This window comes from Paraburkholderia tropica (assembly GCF_914484835.1).
Classification (GTDB): Bacteria; Pseudomonadota; Gammaproteobacteria; order Burkholderiales; family Burkholderiaceae; genus Paraburkholderia; species Paraburkholderia tropica_A.
Genome location: NZ_CAJZAR010000079.1, coordinates 168,728 through 187,259 on the forward strand (window position 1 = coordinate 168,728; position 18,532 = coordinate 187,259).

General features: G+C 63.5%; 12 protein-coding genes and 1 pseudogene. 1 reads left to right on the forward strand and 12 read right to left on the reverse strand.

Translation table 11 applies throughout. The annotated features are described in order from the left end of the window. Positions 1–173: 173 nt before the first annotated feature. The 4 genes from LDO54_RS30230 to LDO54_RS30245 all read right to left on the reverse strand — a co-directional run bounded on the left by LDO54_RS30230 (position 174) and on the right by LDO54_RS30245 (position 6,396). Entirely contained in the window at positions 174–803 is a 630-nt protein-coding gene (locus tag LDO54_RS30230; protein ID WP_224014931.1) for a hypothetical protein, read from the reverse strand. Positions 804–1,000: 197 nt separating this feature from the next. Further along, positions 1,001–1,630 (reverse strand): hypothetical protein, encoded by a 630-nt coding sequence (locus LDO54_RS30235; RefSeq protein ID WP_224014932.1) that lies wholly within the window; start codon positions 1,628–1,630, stop codon positions 1,001–1,003. After that, entirely contained in the window at positions 1,630–4,293 is a 2,664-nt protein-coding gene (locus tag LDO54_RS30240; RefSeq protein ID WP_224014934.1) for a M23 family metallopeptidase, read from the reverse strand. Before LDO54_RS30240 ends, LDO54_RS30235 begins: the two co-directional genes overlap by 1 nt. 24 nt (positions 4,294–4,317) lie before the next feature. Then, positions 4,318–6,396, reverse strand: coding sequence for a type VI secretion system Vgr family protein (locus tag LDO54_RS30245; RefSeq protein WP_224014953.1), 2,079 nt, complete (start codon positions 6,394–6,396; stop codon positions 4,318–4,320). Positions 6,397–6,919: 523 nt separating this feature from the next. On the opposite strand from LDO54_RS30245, the gene LDO54_RS30250 reads away from it, so the two are divergent. After that, positions 6,920–7,210, forward strand: coding sequence for a hypothetical protein (locus tag LDO54_RS30250; RefSeq protein ID WP_224014955.1), 291 nt, complete (start codon positions 6,920–6,922; stop codon positions 7,208–7,210). A gap of 573 nt (positions 7,211–7,783) precedes the next feature. Here LDO54_RS30250 and LDO54_RS30255 read toward each other — a convergent pair. From LDO54_RS30255 to LDO54_RS30290, 8 genes and pseudogenes are all read right to left on the reverse strand, one after another. Continuing rightward, positions 7,784–9,471 (reverse strand): annotated as a pseudogene (locus tag LDO54_RS30255) (acid phosphatase). Positions 9,472–9,748: 277 nt separating this feature from the next. Then, positions 9,749–10,615 carry a proteasome-type protease gene (locus tag LDO54_RS30260; RefSeq protein WP_224014957.1) on the reverse strand — a complete coding sequence of 289 codons (867 nt, stop codon included), beginning with the start codon at positions 10,613–10,615 and terminating at the stop codon, positions 9,749–9,751. A 101-nt stretch (positions 10,616–10,716) separates the two neighbouring features. Further along, a complete protein-coding gene (locus LDO54_RS30265) occupies positions 10,717–11,517 on the reverse strand; it encodes a transglutaminase family protein (RefSeq protein WP_224014959.1) in 801 nt (266 codons plus the stop codon). Between the two features lie 70 nt (positions 11,518–11,587). Beyond that, complete coding sequence (locus LDO54_RS30270; RefSeq protein WP_224014961.1) at positions 11,588–12,541, reverse strand: alpha-E domain-containing protein; 954 nt, start codon at positions 12,539–12,541, stop codon at positions 11,588–11,590. Between the two features lie 61 nt (positions 12,542–12,602). After that, entirely contained in the window at positions 12,603–14,009 is a 1,407-nt protein-coding gene (locus LDO54_RS30275; protein ID WP_224014963.1) for a circularly permuted type 2 ATP-grasp protein, read from the reverse strand. A gap of 341 nt (positions 14,010–14,350) precedes the next feature. Then, positions 14,351–15,844, reverse strand: a complete 1,494-nt coding sequence (locus LDO54_RS30280) for a glycosyltransferase family 2 protein (RefSeq protein WP_224014965.1) — start codon at positions 15,842–15,844, stop codon at positions 14,351–14,353. Positions 15,845–15,926: 82 nt separating this feature from the next. Further along, the gene (locus LDO54_RS30285; RefSeq protein WP_224014967.1) at positions 15,927–16,541 is read right to left on the reverse strand and encodes a cytochrome b; all 615 of its coding nucleotides are present in this window, start codon (positions 16,539–16,541) and stop codon (positions 15,927–15,929) included. Positions 16,542–16,852: 311 nt separating this feature from the next. After that, complete coding sequence (locus tag LDO54_RS30290) at positions 16,853–18,334, reverse strand: catalase (RefSeq protein ID WP_224014969.1); 1,482 nt, start codon at positions 18,332–18,334, stop codon at positions 16,853–16,855. Positions 18,335–18,532 lie beyond the last annotated feature (198 nt).

Genomic DNA, 18,532 nt, shown 5'->3' on the forward strand with positions numbered 1-18,532 from the left:
CGCGCTATCGGGAACTCGCGGGGGTTACAGAACGATGTACCGCCCTACGTCATACCTGATTTCATCGGCATGCGGCGCCGCGGGCCGATTGCTGCGTCGGCGAGTTGGGTGCCTACGAAAAAGTGCAGTGCGCAGCCTCCCCCAATCATGGCCGCACGCAAGGTCTGGTTGAACTACTGCTCTGTACCCGGTTGCGGCGTAACCACGCCGCTGGAAGAAGGCGTTTCGGGCAAGTCGATGAACTCGATGGACTCAAGCAGTTTGATGACCTGAGGCAGAACGGATTCTTTCGGCCACATCAAATAGGCCACGGTCGGTATTGAACCGCACAGTGCAAGCTGCCGGTGGGGAATACAGAAAGTGAACGCGCGCGAACGTCTCCGTTCGTCGCCGTTGGTCTGATCCTGCGTCGTACCCGCCCCCACCCACCCGTTGCCGCGAAGGAGATATAACGTTGTGCGCTGGCTGGGTAACGCAGGATCTTCAGTCGATGTATCCAGTTTCCATCCGCGCGCGGTCAATTTAATGCTTCTGTTGAGGTATGTCTCAGGTGTCGCGGGATTAGGGCAACTGAACTGAATCCCCGTTTCAAACGGATGACGCGCTTTGGATTTGATGAGGGCCAAATAGAGTCCGCTATTCGGCCCAGCGGTTCTTCCCCGATAAGGATCACTAAGCGAAAAGTGACACGCCCCGATGTTCATCTGGTGCACAACAGTTTTAACTGCACGCGGCTGCTTCGCACATGCGAGCGCTACGACTCCACCCAGGAATGCACCTACCAATATCTGCCGGATTTCCATTACACCTTTCTCCGTTCAAACCCTCCCGGGAGTTCGTTCTGCCCTTGTGCACGCGGGAACGGCCGGTAATCATCGAGCACGAACAGCGCGTTCACATAGGCCTGGTAACGCGCCACAGTCCCGTCTACGTTCGCAATTGAACTCGCGTTCGTGGTGGGACTACGAAGATTGACGACACAACGAATCAATTAACCTTGTTACCGACGTTCGTCCGGTTGTGATGTAGCCGGAACGCTGGATGCCGCCTGTTCGGGTGTGTCGATGAACTCGATGGACTCAAGCAGCTTGATGACCTGCGGCAGCACGGATTCTTTCGGCCACATCAGATAGGCCACAGTCGGTATTGAACCGCACAGTGCAAGCTGCCGGTGGGGAATACAGAAAGTGAATGCGCGCGAACGTCTCCGTTCGTCGCCGTTGGTCTGATCCTGCGTCGTGCCCGCCCCCTCCCACCCCCTCCCATGAAGGAGGTAAAGCGTCGTGTTTACGCCTGGAGCGCCCGAATCCCCATGCGAGGTGTCCAGCTTCCATCCGCGTTCTGTCAATTTGATGCTGCTGGTGAGGTATGTCTCAGGTGTCGCGGGATTCTCGCAACTGAACTGAATCTCCGTTAAGTACGGATGACGCGCTTTGGGTTTGATCACGGCTGAATAGAGCCCGCCTGTCGGCCAAGAGGTTTCCCCCTTATAGGGATCAGACAGGGAAAAGTGACACGGCCCGATGTTCATCTGATGCACAACGGTTTTAACTGCATGCGGCTGCTTCGCCCATGCGAGCGCTACGACCCCACCCAGGAATGCACCTACCAGTATCTGCCGAATGTCCATTACACCTTCCTCCGCTCAAACCCTTCCGGGAGTTCGTTCTGCCCTTGTGCACGCGGGAACAACCGGTAATCATCGAGCACGAACAGCGCGTTCACGTAGGCCTGGTAACGCATCACAATCCCGTTTACGTTCGCAATTGAACTCGCGTTCGTAGTAGGACTGCCGAAGTTGACTGTTGCGGCCACCTGTCCGAACGATTCGCAACTGTAGTAAACGTGCGCTGTGTGATTGACGTTTTGCGTCCTCCGCTGGAACATCGGTTGCTGATCGGCAAACTGCGCCGCACTTGTCCAGGCCCAGTACGCACCAGCACTATCCGAAGGATCGGGGAACAACGTATCGTGCACGTCTTCCCGCCACTGTCGCATCTGCGCAGTCAATCCCGGATGCCTGCTGTCCTGCAACGGCGCATTGGTTCCGGTGCTGTTCGCTTCCCTCTGCGCCCGGTCCATTTCGTCCTTCAGGCTCTTGTCGATCTGCCGCCCCCGGAACTCCCAGTACCTGAAATAGTTCGCCGGCCATGTGAGCTGGAGAAAGCCGCGACCATCCCACGGGTAGTATCTTTGCGTTAGGGCTTCTTCGTGCAGCTTCTGAAACCACTGCGTTTCTTCCGTGGCGTTACCGAAAAACGCCGCCATGCGCAGTCGACTCGATGAGATGCCGTATTTGCGAAGTGCCTTGTTAAGCGCATCGCGTGTCCTCTGGACATTTCTCTCGGCCGTGGCGGGGTATGTTACGGCTTCCGATACCCACCCGGAGCCAGCGCGCCTCAGTGCGGACATCGGCAACATCTGTACCAATTCACTCTCACTCAACCACCCACAGCGCCTGAACGTCTCCACGAACAGGCGCGGATGAAAGTGGTAATGCACCTTGTCCAGTTGCAGCCCCGCCGCCTGCGCGTCCTCCCAGAAAGATAACTTCGCGTGGTGCAGCCTGAACTTCTGGTACGCCTGCGGTGACAGGCACATCGGCAGCAGCACGCTGGCCGGAATACTTCCCATCGGGAGCTGCACCCAGCCCCAGCGCTGCTCGAAGTCATCGCGCGCCCACTCGGTCGGCATCTTCACCACGCACCGCTTCAGACGCTCGCGCACGCGCGCCTCGTGCGTTCCCAGGTACGCGCGGCGCAGCCGTTGCCGCGCCCGGTCGTCAGCGGCCGACGGTTGCGCCGCGGGCGTCGCCACTGGCGCAGCCTGTGCCTCCTGACTCGCCGCTGGTGACTCAGTCGGCGGCAACTGCGCCAGGATCAGCTCAATCAGCTTCTGCGAGTCGCAGCGGCTGTTGCCGTCCGTGTCGTCATCGATGAAGGTCCAGCCCTGCCAGTCGGGAAAGTCCGCGTCGCTGTGCACGCGAATGCCCTGTGCATTCAGATCGATAAACACTTCGTTGCCGTCGATGCGCACCTTGCGAAGATGCGGCACGTGTCCACGGTACTGGTCGCTGACCGCCAGCGCTTCAGGACCGAGCACACGCCCGAGGCGCAACAACTCAGATCCCGCGCTGGGGCAACCGGGAAATTCCTTGCGGGCGCGGTCATAGAGATCGTAGCTGCCCTCCGTCGCCTTCCACAGCGCCTTGCCTGTGGTATCGCGGGTCGTGAGCGTAAAGGTGCCCTGGCTTTCCGCAAGGGAAATCATGAACCGCCCCGTGGTGCGCCCCAGCGGCCGGAGCTGCCACTGAGCCCAGACCTCGGGCGGTACAGCAACCGATTGGGGTCCATCGCCCCAGACTGGCGGTACGGTGATGTTGCGGTTGTTCGGCGGGGGCAGGTTCCGGTTGTGCTGCCACACGCCGGTCACCGCATCGAGCCAGTTGTTCAGCCCTGGGTACTGCGTGCGCAGACGGGCGATCAGGTCCTTGTTGATCTCGTTCAGGCGCGCAGGCGTGGTGGCGAACTGGGCGGCAATCGATGCGAGGGTTTCGTGACCAGCCGGAGGCGTAGCAGGATTGAATGCGCGCACGGCGTAGGTGAGCCGCGCGTCGCGGGGGTCCTTGTCGTAGTACGGCGTGCCAGCGGGCACGACGATATGGCTCTCACCCCAGACGCTGGTGGTCCGCGTCTGCGCGAGCGGTCCCTGGCTGCGCCCCATCAGGGCCGCGACGTTGGCTTCATCCGCGATGATCTCGACATGAATGCGGTTGGGCTGGCCGTAGATCGCGCCCGCCGTCCCGATCGAATCCTTTCGATACACCTTGTCACCACGCGCCAGCGGGACTTCCTGCGTGGTGCTATGCCAGTGACCGTGCGCGTCCTTTTTCCGGGTGGTCACGGTATGGGTGACCAGCGTATGCATATGCTGATAGATGGAATAAAACGTGACGCGCACGCCTTCGCCGATCTCGGTGTCGTGCCTGAGGATGACAACACCGTTACTCGTCCAGCCCTTGTAGTAGAGCAGCGGATTGGCCTCCAGCACGGCGGGATCGTCGGCATGATCGGGGATGGGGTCGCTGGCGCGTGCGAACACCACCGAGCCGTCCGCCATGGCGCGCACGCTTTCGGGCGAGTCGGGATTACCCGGCGCCTGGAAGTGCTGGCCGCCATGCCAGCCGAACTGTGAACTCAGGGGAAATGCGCCCTGGCCCGTCACTTCGCCCAGGGTGTCGCCGCTGGCATCGTCGTCGGTTGCGCCGGTGAGGAATGGGAGACTGACAAGCATCTGGTTGGCCTGGTCGGTAAGGTGTTAATCGGAGAGCAGGCCTGACAGGGAGGTGTCGTCCGGTGGCAGTCCGGGTAAGGGGTTACCGCTCAGGGAGAAGTGGTTGCCCGCACCGCTGGACTGTGTGATCGGCCCCTTGAGCTTGATGGCGAGGCCTTCGATGGTCACGCCGCTGCCGTCAAGCGTGATGCTGCCTCCCGGCCCCCGGATCACGGCACGGTCGCCCGCCTTCAGCTCGTAGTGCTGCGTCTGCCGCTCGATGCTCTGTCCAGCGCTGAGCTTGTGGTGACCCTGCACGGACGCCTCAACATGCCCGCCCACATCGATGATGTGATTCGCCGTGGTCTGGTCCTTGCGGTGGTTGCCGACCTGCTCGACGCGATCCTTGCCGATATTGATCGTGTGATTTCGCTCGACGGAGAGCATCGCGTCCTGACCGATGGTGTGCGTCCGGTTGTGTCCGATGCTCACCTGCTCGTCGTTACCTACGCTCTCCGTGCGGTCGTGACCGATGTCGATCGTTTCGTCATGCTCGACGTTCTCTTTCCGGTCGTTGCCGACAAAGGTCGTCTCGTCGTGATTGACGTGGATGTTCTGATCTTTCTGCGCGTGAACGTAGATTTCCTCCTGGTCCTTCTCGTCCTCGAAACGCAGTTCGTTATAGCCTTCGCCTTTGTGCGTCTGACTTTTGATCGTCATGCGCGTCTTGTGACGCGGCAGTTCATACGGCGGCAGGTTGGTCGCGTGATACGTTCTTCCGATAATGATCGGCTGGTCGCAATCGCCATCGAGGAACGCGACGATGACTTCCTGCCCGATGCGCGGTATCGCCATGTGCCCCCACGTCGCACCGGCCCAGTTCTGCGCGACGCGTATCCAGCAGGAACTATGTTCGTCGTTGTTCCCGTAGCGGTCCCAGGGGAACTGAACGACGACACGCGCGAATTCATCGCAGTAAATTTCTTCTCCAGCAGGCCCGGTGACGGTGGCGATCAACGGGCCATCGATGCGGGGTTTGGGCGGCGGTTCCGGTTTCCACTCGATGTGGTCGGGAATGATGTTCGCCGTGTAGCCGTACTGCGTGCCGACATCGGCTTCTGCCGCTTCCTCTGACTGGCTCACGGTCTGCGTGCCGGTGTGGATCATGCTCACTACGCGCCAGCCCGTGTTCCAGTCCTCGCGGGCGTGGCCCTCAAGATCGAACGCGAGCCCCGGTTGCAGGCGCGCATCGTCGCCCTCGATCCCGGCGATCTGTGCGTCGTGCCGTAGCGCAAGCAGACGGGTTTCGGTAAAGGGACGGCCCGCCTCGTCGCGTTTCGCGCGCGACGGGTAGTCGAAACGTTCGTATTCCCGGCCCTGGTGTTCGAGGTTCGCCCCGTCGCTACTATGCTCCTGGCTGTATCGCGGACTCTTGAAGGAGTAGTCCCGCTGGACCTGGCGGGAAGTCCGCACCCGCTCGGCGTAACTGAACTGGGTGATACACGGCTCGGCCTGGTCACCACCGGGCGTGGCGTTGTAAATCACCGGACCGCCTTCGATGGTGCCGTGGACATAGAGCCGGTCGCCCAAGACGAGGCGATGCTCCGCGGCGCTGAACCGATGCGTATAGAACAATCCTTCTTCTGCGCAGAGTCGGCTGATAAAGTGGAAATCCGTCTCGCCGGACTGGACGCAGTATTCGCGCACCAGATGCTCTTTGGTCAGATCCTGCACGGCGTCGTTAATACCCGAGCGCTTGAGCACGGTCTGAAGAATCTGCGGCACGCTCTCCTGCTGGAAAACTCTCCAGTCCGACCGCAGATCTGCGCGCGATATCTGCGGTTCGACCACCACGCGGTAATAGGTACGCCTGAAGCCGGTCTTGCCCTGCTCGAAGCAGCTGACGAGTCCGTTCACATAACGCACGGCGGTCTCGTCACGCCAGATCGTGAAGGTGGCAGACTGATCGAGCACCGTGCCGAAATCGACAGCGGAATCGGCACTGGAAAGTTCGACGCATAGCTCGTATGGACGGCTGATAGCCTCTTTCAGCCGGAAGCTCACCACGTCGAATTCCATTCTGGCAATTCTGAACGTAAAGCGCACATCACTTTGTTGGCCCATACATATTTCCTTTTCAGATAATTCGCGTTTTTATTGCCTGGTTATGCAAATCTCTGGATGGAAGTATCTGACGCACTGACGCAACGCAATGCACGATCCAGCAGAAATTGGCAGGTTGGTTTACCGCCCGCGATACACGCGGTTCGCGTCTAGAACCAACGCCGATCACGTACATACTTCAGCCAGAACAAACAGCCGACACCGATTGTCCCGGCCGCAACCGTTGTCAGGAAAATGGGAACGATGGCGGTAGCAGTGAACGACAGGACGCTGCATACAATCAGTACACCGCAACAAACCAGAAATACCAACCCGGGTGTCAGGCGCATGGCGAACCTCGCTCGTGGGGAGAAAACGAAAAGCTTAGAACCACGGGCTATCGCGATATTGACCGCTATCGAGTTTCAGGCTCCCCGGCGTTGACTTCCGTTCATAGCGCTCCATCCGCACCCTACGCAGTGCCTGGCAATCGAAAGTTTTGAGATCGGGTTACGCTTGAAGACCACTTGCACAGGAGGCAAAGATGCTTATCAAGGCGTGGCGTGGTCAGGAGCGGTGCTGGAAGGTATGGTGGCTCATGGGACTCCCCTATGGCCTCGTCGCCGGATTCATCCTGCGCGCGTGCGTGCAGGCCGAGGTATCCACGCTCATGTTGCTGGCCGTGGTCATGCTTTACGCCGCCGGGCTGTTTTTGTGGATGGTCTGTGCCTGGCGGTGTGCGCCGAATGTCAAAACGTCGGTTTGGACGCCAACGTCCCGCATGCTGATCGTTCTGCAAACGGTCGCGCTCGTCTGGCAGGCGGCTGACGCCTGAAGCCCTGGTCGCCTTCCGGCGGCAATGCCGGAAGGCTCGCGCAGAGAGATAGCTCGTCCCCACCGTGACTATCTGCGCAAATGCTCACCACCCCGCACACCACCAATCCCAGGTTTTCCACAGATTTCGTTGACAGCCCTGTGTGTAACCCTGGGACGAGTGCGCCAAGTGCCTGAAGCGTATCGGATTGTTCACGACGTTCCCGATGGAAGCAGATTGGTCGTGAATCGCCAGATTGGCGGATGGCTTGTCCACAGTTTTTGTTGGCAGCCTTGTGGGCAACCTTGGGACATTTCACCTAAGTCACTGACCCAAAACGAAAATTCACCACAGAGCACCGGAAATGCACATTTTTTGCGCAGAAAAGTTGTCCACAGATTTCGTGGACAACTTTGGGGATAACCCCCTGGAGATTACGCCAACCCATTGATCGGACGGACAGTTAGTCGCTCCAGTCACGAAAGCGGCAACCTGCGCTACGAATGCGCAACACGTGCGCAGACGACGAACGCGCCGCGCATGCGCCGCCCGCGCCCTCCTCGCTTTGCGTTCGATTACATCCCTTCGGCCAGCTCAAGCCAGATCGAGCGCCGCCGTCAGATCGCCCGGCGGCGTCTGTCCGCGCGCGGTCAGCGCACGATCGCGCGCCGCCACGCCGTCGAGCGGCGCGAGGCCGTGCACGCGGCTGATGAAGCGCAGGATCGACGCCGTGTCGTAGAACGTGTGATCGACGTAGCCCTTCTTCGCGAACGGCGCGATCACCAGCGCCGGAACGCGCGAGCCCGGCCCCCAGCGGTCGCCGGCCGGCGGCGCGACCGGGTCCCACCAGCCGCCATTCTCGTCGTGCGTCATGACGATCACCGTGTTAGCCCACTGCGGACTGCGTTGCAGATGCTCGATGACGGCCGCCACATGTCGATCGCCCGACTCCACATCCGCGTAGCCCGCGTGCATGTTCAGATTGCCCTGCGGCTTGTAGAATGTGACGGCGGGCAGGCGGCCCGCGTCGATATCGGCGAGCAGGCGATTGGTGGCCGGATCGTCGCCGACGCCCGCGTCACGCAGATGCCGCGCGCGCGCCGCCGTCCCCGGCGCAAAGTTCGCAAAGTAGTTGAAGGGCTGATGGTGGTACTGGAAATCGGGCACAGCGCCCGTGTCGCGATGGTCGAGCGCGTACTGCCAGGCGCCGCTGTACCAGGCCCAGTCGACGCCCTTCGCCGACAGCCGGTCGCCGATCGTCGCGTAGGTTTGCGGCGGCATCACACGCGGATCGGCGGGATCGGCCCACGCGGCATTGCCCTCCTCGGCCGGGCGCACGCTGCTCGGCTGATAGGGCGGCGCCATCGTGTTGACGGCGTAGCCGTCGGGCGTGAACGCGCCGTCGTTCACAAACTTCGGCGGCCCGCCGAGCGCCGACGCCGGGCTCGCCGACGCCATCTTCAGACGCGTGCCGAGCGGATCGTCGCCATCGAGCACGGAGACCATGTGCTTCGCCGGGCTGGCCTGGATGTTGGGATAGAACGGCGCCTGCGCGGAGATCAGGAAGATGTGGTTGAGCCACGATCCGCCGAACGCGGCCATGAAGAAGTTATCGCAGAGCGTGTATTGCCGCGCGAGTTGCCAGAGCCGCAGCGTGTCCGCCGAGTTCTCGTAATAGCCCATCACGAGGCCGCCGGAATCGCCCCACGCGGCGAACTGGTCGTTGCGTCCGCCGTTGATCTGCATCTGGTTCTGATAGAAGCGATGCACGAGGTCGCGCGTGATGACGCCGTTCGGCAGCGGCTGGCCCTGCGCGTCGGCGATGCGAAACGGCTGGTTCGCGAGCCCCGCGATGGCCGGTTCGCCGATCATGTAGCGCTTGCCGCCGACTTCCTGCGCCTGCGGAACGAGGCCGCCCCAGATCTTCGGCAACTGTGCGAGCGGCGTCTTGCCGTCGCGGTCGAGCTGGGTGTAGCGCGCCGCGTCCACGCCCGCGAGCGGCGTCTGCACGCCCGGAAAATTGCCGTACAGGTTCACGAAACTGCGGTTCTCGGCGTAGATCACGACGATGTGGCGCACCTGGTCGCGCAGCGCCGCATCGATACGCGCGTCGCCTGCGCTGCGCGGCGCGGCGCCGCGGCCCCGGCCATCGCGCCCTGCCCCGGCGTCTCGCAGCCGGCGATCGCCAGCCCCACGCCGACCGCCGCGAGGCCGCCGAGCACGCGCCGGCGCGCGGGATCGTCGGGGCCGCGCGGGCCGTGCGTGGCGTCCTGATCGCTCATCGGGCTGCCCGTGTCGTGCTGGTCCTCGGGCTTCGGGTCGTCGTGCTTCATGAGCCTGTCTCCTGTGTCCTGTGTCCGGTCGAAAGACGCGCGCGGGCTCACGCACCGCACGCGTGCTACACCACGCGTACTACACATCACGCAGGAGGATACCGCGTGCGCGCGCGTTCGCGACATGCGCGTCCGCGACGCGCGCGTCTCAGGCTACGGCGAAGGGAGCATCAACGACAACCGTATCGACAACAGCAGGCCATGCCCGCCCAAACCGCGCAAGCCGTCAGCTCTCGCGCGGCGGCAGCGTCGGTTGCGGCCCTTGCGCGAGCGTCTGCGCGAGGCGCGGTTCGGCACTGCCGCCCTCGTGCGCGGGCCGCGCGACGATCGGCAACTCGACGCGATCCTGACGCGGCACGTTGCCGTTGTCGGTCCAGAGCGGATCGGGAATTTCGCTGAACACCTGGCGCAGCCGCGCGCCCCAGGTCGAATGCAGCATGTCGAAATAGGCGTTCGATTCGTCGAGCGATGCATAACGCGTCACGCGCAGCGTATCGCGCTCGTACACGAGCAGATCGAGCGGCAAGCCCACCGAGAGATTCGAGCGCAAGGTGGAATCCATCGAAATCAGCGCGCATTTCGCGGCCTCGTCGAGCGGCGTGCGCGGCGTGAGCACGCGGTCGATGATCGGCTTGCCGTACTTCGATTCGCCGATCTGGAAATACGGATTGACGCTCGACGTCTCGATGAAATTGCCCGCCGCGTAGATCTGGAACAGCCGCATCGGCTGGCCGCGCAACTGGCCGCCCAGGATGAAGCTGCAATTGAAATCGACGTTGAACGCCTTGAGCGCTTCGGCATCGCGCCGATGCACCTCGCGCACCGCCTCGCCGACGATGCGCGCGGCTTCGACCATGCTCGGCGCATTCCAGAGCGTGGGCCGCGCGGGATCCTGATGCTCGATGAGCACTTGCAGCGTCGCCTGCGTGATCGCCAGATTGCCGGCCACGAGCAGCACCAGCACGCGCTCGCCAGGCTCCTCGAACACGGCCATCTTGCGCGAGATGCTGATGTGATCGACGCCCGCGTTCGTGCGCGTATCGGCGAGAAAAACGAGGCCGTCGTCGACGGCCATTGCCACACAGTAGGTCATGCTATTCCTTCGACGCGTCGTTCGGCGCACCGTGGTTGCCGATGCGAAACGCGCGCCGTCTCCTTGAATTGCCTTGAGTTTCCTTTGCGATACCGAGAAAACTATTGCTGCGCGCCCTGCGCGCTGACGCGCACGTTCACGTCCATCGTCTCGTTCAGTCCGCCGATGCGGCGGCCGCGCACCGGCGCCGCCGCTTCATAGTCGCGGCCGACCGCGATGCGGCAGTATTTCTCGCTGGCGAAGCACGCGTGCGTGACGTCCACCGTGGTCCAACCGTGGTCGAGCCAGACGTCGACCCATGCGTGGCTCGCCATCTCGGGCACATCGCCGGGATCGACATAGCCGCTCACGTAGCGCGCCGGCACGCCGCGCGCGCGGCACAGCGCGAGCATCACGTGCGCGTGGTCCTGGCAGACGCCGCGTCCCATCGCGAGCGCGTCGGCGGCCGTATGCGTGACGTCGGTCACTCCCGCTTCGTAGCGCACGCGCTCGGTCACGCGCGCCGCGGCGTCGAGAATCGCCGCCGCGCGGTCGAGCGGCGCGAGGCTCTGCGCGAACGCGGTGAGCGGCTCGTCGGCTTCGGTCAGGCGCGTGGGCGAGGTGAAATGCTGGGCGGGAATCGGTCCCTCGCCTTCGGGCAGGCGGCCGTCGGCGAGCGGCACGGTCTCCACTTCGCCGCGCACGCGCAGCCGGATCTCGCTGTGCGGCCGCGAGAGCACCAGCGTCATCAGCGCGTTGCCGTAGGCGTCGCGGCTCGCTTCGAGCTTGCCGGGCGCATCCACGTGCCATTGCGTGACGATCTGGCTCGACGTGGTGAGCGGCGCGAGGCGCAACTGCTGAATCGAATAATGCACGGGCGCGTCGTAGCGATAGACGGTGTCGTGGCGAATCGCGAGTTGCATGGCGAATGTCCTCTAAAGCGACGATAAAACAGCATCGAGACGAAAAAGATATCGATCCGCGCGGGCCGGCTTAACCCACCGGCAACATCAGATAAGTCCGCGCGACCTGGTTGCCGAGTTCGTAGACGCGCGCGAGGAACTGCGTCAGAAACGTATGCACGCCCACCGAGAAAATCTGCCGCAGATCCGCGTAGAGCAGTTCGGCACGCAGTTTGCCCGCCGTGCGCTCGACTTCCTTCGACGTATCGGTGCGCAGCATCGCGAGATTCGCGCACACGCCGTCCATCGAGGCGAGCAGCGAGCGCGGCATCTGCTGGTTCAGGATCAGCAGTTCGACCACGCGCGCGGGCGTGACCACGTCGCGATAGACCTTGCGATAGATTTCGAGCGCCGACACCGAACTCAGGATCGACGTCCAGTAATAGAAGTCTTCGAGCTGACGCGCCGCCGAGCGCGAATCGGCGTTATCGACTTCCACGAAGCGCACGTCGAGAATGCGCGCGGTGTTGTCCGCGCGTTCGAGAAACGTGCCGAGCTGCGTGAAGAACAGCGCGTCGTCCTGCAAGGCCGTGCCCACGCGCACGCCGCGCGACAGATGCGAGCGGAACTTCACCCACTCGAACAGCGTTTCGGGGTGCGTGCTCAATTCGTCGCTGCGCAATAGCTCGTGAAATTGCAGCCAGGTGTCGTTGACCGTTTCCCACCACTCGGTCGTGAGCGTGCCGCGCACCGCGCGGGCGTTCTCGCGCGCCGCCTGCAGGCACGAATAGATGCTCGACGGATTGGTCGGGTCCGCGACCAGAAATTCAAGCACGTTCGCGCGCGTGACTTTCTCGTGACGCGCGTCGAAGGCCGCGTCGAGCTCGGAGATGCGCAACATCGCGCGATGCGTGCGCGCCTCGTCGTCGGCATTGCCGGGCAGCAGCAGCGCCTTGAGATTGATGTCCAGCATGCGCGCGGTGTTCTCGGCCCGCTCCATATAACGGGCCATCCAGAACAGATGATCGGCGGTACGGCTCAGCATGGTCGTTCCTCTTCGGTTCCAGTTGCAGCGGTTCCAGTTGCAGCGATTCTGTCGATCGGGTTTATTCGAGCACCCACGTGTCCTTAGTGCCGCCGCCTTGCGACGAATTCACGACCAGCGAGCCCTCCTTGAGCGCGACGCGCGTGAGGCCGCCCGCCGCCATCTGCACGGTCTTGCCGGACAGCACGAACGGACGCAGGTCGATATGGCGCGGCGCGATGCCCGCCTCCACGAAGGTCGGACACGCCGAAAGCGAGAGCGTGGGCTGCGCGATGTAATTGCCGGGCCGCGCGAGCAGGCGCGCGCGAAACGCCTCGATTTCCGCGCGCGTCGAGGCGGGACCGACGAGCATCCCGTAGCCGCCCGCGCCGTGCACTTCCTTGACGACCAGTTCGGGCAGATGGTCGAGCGTATAGGCGAGATCGTCGGGACGGCGGCATTGCCACGTCGGCACGTTATTGAGGATCGGCTTTTCGCCGAGATAGAACTCGATCATGTCAGGCACATACGGATAGATCGATTTGTCGTCGGCCACGCCGGTGCCCATCGCGTTCGCGAGCACCACGCGGCCCGCGCGATACGCCGTGAGCAGACCCGCCACGCCGAGCGCCGAATCGGCGCGGAACGCGAGCGGATCGAGAAAGTCGTCGTCCACGCGCCGGTAGATCACATCGACGCGGCGCGGGCCTTGCGTCGTGCGCATGAACACGTAGTTATCCTCAACGAACAGATCGCTGCCTTCGACCAGCTCGACGCCCATTTGCTGCGCCAGAAACGTATGCTCGAAATACGCCGAGTTGTACATGCCCGGCGTGAGCAGCACGACGGTGGGATCGTCAACGCCCGCGGGCGCGCAGGCGCGCAGCGTTTCGAGCAGCAGATCGGGATAATGCGCGACCGGCGCCACCTTGTGCTGCACGAAGAGTTCGGGAAAGAGCCGCATCATCATCTTGCGGTTTTCCAGCATGTACGAGACGCCGGACGGCACGCGCAGATTGTCTTCGAGCACGTAGAACGCGCCATCGCGGCCGTCGCGCACGATGTCGATGCCCGCGATATGCGCGTAGACGCCGAGCGGCAAATCGATGCCCTGCATCTCGGGCCGATACTGCGCGTTGGTGTAGACCTGCTCGGCGGGAATGCGCCCGGCGCGCACGATGTCGCGATCGTGATAGACGTCGTGCAGAAACAGATTGAGCGCCTGCACGCGCTGCCGCAGACCGCGTTCGAGCAACGTCCATTCGTCCGCGGGAATCACGCGGGGAATCAGGTCGAACGGAATCAGCCGCTCGGTTCCCGACAGGTCTCCGTTGACGGCGAACGTGATGCCGACGCGCCTGAACAGCAGGTCCGCCTCGGCGCGCTTGCGCGCCATCGTCTCGCCAGTCTGCCGCTCCAGCCAGTGCTGGAACCGCTCGTAGTGTGGGCGCACCGCGCCCTCGTCGCGCATTTCGTCATGGACTTGCATCGGCTCGTTCTCGCGCGTGGATGCAGCGGCGCGTCTCGCACGCATGATCGTCGTGGCGTCATGCGTGGCGCGCTGCGTATTCGGGAAAAGCAAGGGACATGCCATACGCGCGCCCCGTTTCGCGCGCCGTCGTGGTGCAAATTGGCGCGCGCAAACGAAAGCCGCCGCGCAATGCGCGAGCGGCTGGCGACGCCAACTGTCCGCGCGCCTCATCGTGGTGCAGAGGCGGTGCGGACCGGGCGAGCGGCGTTTAGATCAGAGGAATGCGTGGCGCATCAAGACGAATATCGTCTTGATGCGCGCCGGAACCGGCCACGCGGACATCGAGACCGAGAACCCGCTCAGCGCGACGAGGCCGCGCTTTCGCGCTGGCCATGCGCGCTGAGTCCGGTGCGCTGCTGCACGCCCCATTTACGCCGCCCAAGCAGGAAATGGAACCAGCCGAGTGTGGCACCCGTGTGACGCATGAGCTGAAAGGAGAACGGCTCGAAGATGGCCGCCAGCAAAGCCATGCCGAAACTGGAGTGCGTGCGGTCGCCGCTCCAGCGCCGGTACAGGTGCACCGAGAACAGATGGAACGCGAGATCGATCGCGATCTTGCCGACGATCACCGCGAGCACGGGCAGCACGATCGTGAAGCGCCCATCGAACAGAAAACCGAGCAGCAGCGCGAAGGCCGTGAGCCCGTAAATGGGCTGCACGGTATCGAAGGCCTTGACCGGCAGCATCATGAGACCGAGCTTGCCGTAGCGGCGATTGCCGGTCATGTCGCGATACCAGTACTGCGTTTGCAGGAAGCCCGCGAACCAGCGGCGGCGCTGGCGCAGGAAACTCGTGAGCGTGCCGGGCGCGTCGGTGGTCGCGCGCGCCGTGCCGATCACGCGCACGTCCCAGCCCAATCCTTCGAGCGCCGAATGGCGACGCAGGCGGTGAATCAGTTCGTAGTCCTCGACGAGGCAATGCGGATCGAAACCGCCCACGGTCATCACGGCCTCGCGCCGGAACGCCGCGAACGCACCGGAGACGAGCAGCAGACTGTCCGCGCGCATCCACGCAAAACGCGAGATGAAATTGCGGATGTACTCGTAGGTCTGGAACCACTGGAAGAACCGTCCGCTCACCGAATTGCCGCAGACCGGCGTGAGCAGTCCCGCCGCCGCGACCAGTTGAGGCTCGCGGCCGAACGCCGTGGCCATCGCGGCGCAGGCGTCGGGTTCGAGCAGCGTGTCGGCGTCGACGGTCATCACGGTGTCGGTGTCCATCGCGCTGAGCGCCGCGTTGAGCGCGCGCGCCTTGCCGCCGTGCGCGAGCTTGAGCCAGCGCAGCGCCGGATAGCGCGCGGACGGCGCGCTCATGCGCCCTTCGCCCGGATCGGCGAGCCCGTAGCGTTGCGCGAGCAGCGCGGCCGTGCCGTCGCTCGAACCGTCGTCGGCGATCACGATCTGCTGCGGCGCGCGCGTCTGCGCGAACAGCGCGTCGAGCGTGATCGGCAAGACCGCCGCCTCGTTGTGCGCGGCGACGATCACGCCGAGCGTGGACCGCGCGCGCGCCGCAGCATCGTCCGTCACGCCGTCCGCAGCCGTGTCGATGGCATCGACGGGACGCAGCAGCACGCGCGCCTGCCACGCCACGAACAGCAGCAGCACCGTGTCGTAAATCACATACGCGATGCCGGTCGACCACGCCACCACGCCTTGCAGAAAGAACGCGCGCGCGAACAGCACGCACCAGAGCACCATGACGCTCAGATGGATCACGACGCTGATGAGCGGTGTGGGCGGCGGCGCGAGGCGCGGCGAAGTGCGCGCAAGCGCCTGGTCGAGCGAGTCGTTCAAGGCAATCCTTTTTTCTTCGTTGCGTCGATGCATGGCGTCAGCGGGTTGAATCGAACCTCGGTTGATCGAACCGTTGCAGCGTTCAGGGCATCATCCGGCGCAGCACCGAATGACGATCGATCCATTGATGCTTGAGCGCACCCGCGATATGCAGCGCGAGCACGCCATACAGCGCGTAGCTGCACGCCGTATGCAGCGCGCCGAATTGCTCGTGCAGCTGGTTCTTGGTCGCCGGATCGAGATTCATGATGAAGCCGATGCGCGGCCATTCGAACAGGCCGAACAGATACATGGGATGCGAGGCAGCGGCCACCCACGCGGAATCGTGCAGCCAGCCGGACAGCGGCATCGCGAAGATCAGCACGTAGAGCGCGATATGCGCGGCGTGCGCGGCGACCTTTTCCCAGGTGGGAAACTCGGCGGGCAGCGGCGGCGGACGATGCGTGACGCGCCACAGCACGCGCAGGATCGCGAGGCCGAGCACGGTGATGCCGATGGACTTGTGCGTGTCGATCACGAAGCGGATCGCCTCGTCGGAGAGCGTGCCGTCGGGCAGCAGCGCAGCAGTCAGGCCGAGCGCTACATTGGCGAGAATCAGCAAGGCGATCGACCAGTGCAGCAGCACGGCGACGCGCGTGTACTTTTGCGAGGCGGCGGCGCTGTCGAAGCGGGATTCGGCGGAGAGAGAGGTTTTCACGTGAGCGTGCCGTAACGGGTCAGATGGGTTAACGCGCCGCGCGCCGAAATTATTCCCGCCACGCGCGGCAAGCGCGCGATGCGGCAGCCCGGCGACCCGCACATTATGGGCCTTCGTCCCTGACAGCGCAGAAGCCGCCCGATGGCGCGCGTGTCAGTTTGGAGCCCGGCGGCCGTCATGCAGCGGTAATCAAAATGAAAAAACCGGAGCGGCCCGCGTGGGCCGATCCGGTTCGGGATGAAGCAGGATGAAGCGCGCGCGAAGACTCGCGGCTTATTTCACACGCCTGTTTCAAACGCTATTTCACACGCTCATTTCACGGGCTCCGCCACCTTCGCGGCGCCGGCCTTTTCCTCGATGCGGCGGCCCACGTCGGCGTCGATATGCTTCCAGTACGTGAACACGTTCTCGCGCACCGGGCTGCCCACGCCGTTCAGGCTCGCCACCACCTGCTCGACCAGCAGTTCGCGCTGCTTGTCGTTGAACACGTTGCGCACGAGATCGCCGGGCTGGCCGAAGTCGTCGTCTTCCGCGTGCAGCGTGTAGGCGCTGCGCACCATGTCGCCGTCGGTTTCCCAGCCGTCGTCGGCGGGACCGGTTTCGTCCGCCCACGCACGGCCGAAGCTGTTCGGCGCGTAGACCGGCGCGTTGCCGGTATGGTCGAACGCCATATGGCCGTCGAATTGATAGGTCTGCACGGGCACCTTCGGGCGGTTCACGGGCAGCTGGTTGAAGTTCGTGCCGATGCGCGCGCGATGCGCGTCGTTATAGGCGAAGGCGCGGCCCAGCAGCATCTTGTCCGGCGACAGGCCGATGCCCGGCACCGTGTTGCCCGGCGAGAACGCGGCCTGCTCGATCTGCGCGAAGAAGTTCTCCGGGTTGCGGTTCAGCGTCATCGTGCCGACCTTGATCAGCGGGTAGTCCTTGTGCGACCAGGTCTTGGTCAGATCGAACGGATTGAAGCGATAGTGCTTCGCCTCCGCATACGGCATGACCTGCACGAACAGCGTCCACGACGGGAATTCGCCGCGCTTGATGGCCTCGAACAGATCGCGGCGATGGAAGTCGGCGTCGCGGCCCGCCATCGCTTCCGCTTCGGCGTTCGTGAAGTGGGCCATGCCCTGCTGGGTGTGGAAGTGATACTTGACCCAGAACTTCTCGCCCTGCGCGTTCACCCACATATACGTGTGCGAACCGTAGCCGTTCATGTTGCGCCACGTCTTCGGCAAGCCGCGCTCGCCCATCAGATACGTGACCTGGTGCGCCGTTTCCGGGTTGTGGGTCCAGAAGTCCCACTGCATTTCGGCGTCGCGCAGGCCCGAATCGGGCAGACGCTTCTGGCTGCGGATGAAGTGCGGAAACTTCATCGGATCGCGCACGAAGAATACCGGCGTGTTGTTGCCGACCAGATCGTAATTGCCTTCGGTCGTGTAGAACTTCAGCGAGAAACCGCGCACGTCGCGCCAGGTATCGGGGCTGCCCATCTCGCCCGCGACGGTCGAGAAGCGCGCCAGCATCTCGGTGGCCGCGCCCTTCTGGAACAGCGCCGCCTTCGTGTATTGCGAAACGTCCTCAGTCGTCTTGAACTCGCCGAATGCGCCGGAGCCCTTCGCGTGCGGTTGACGCTCGGGCACCTTCTCGCGGTTGAAGTGCGCCATCTGTTCGAGGAAATGCACGTCGTGCAGCAGGATCGGACCGTCCGGTCCCACCGTCAGCGAATTGCGGTCGCTCACGGCCGGTGCGCCCGCGCTCGTCGTGGATTTGCCCAGAGGTTTGCCGCTCGAATCAGCCATTTCACATCTCCTGTGGAATCGCCAGGCCGCGCTGCACGGATCGTTCCGCGCTCCTTCTCAGTGGGGCGTCGCGGCTGGATTGTGGGACGGTTCTGCGCGCGGTCCGCCGCGCCAGGGAAAGAGCATTGTGCACGGATGAGCCAGGCGATGCGCTTAACTCGTGCCGCGTCTTGACACGGGTTGATTGCCGGTCGCGCG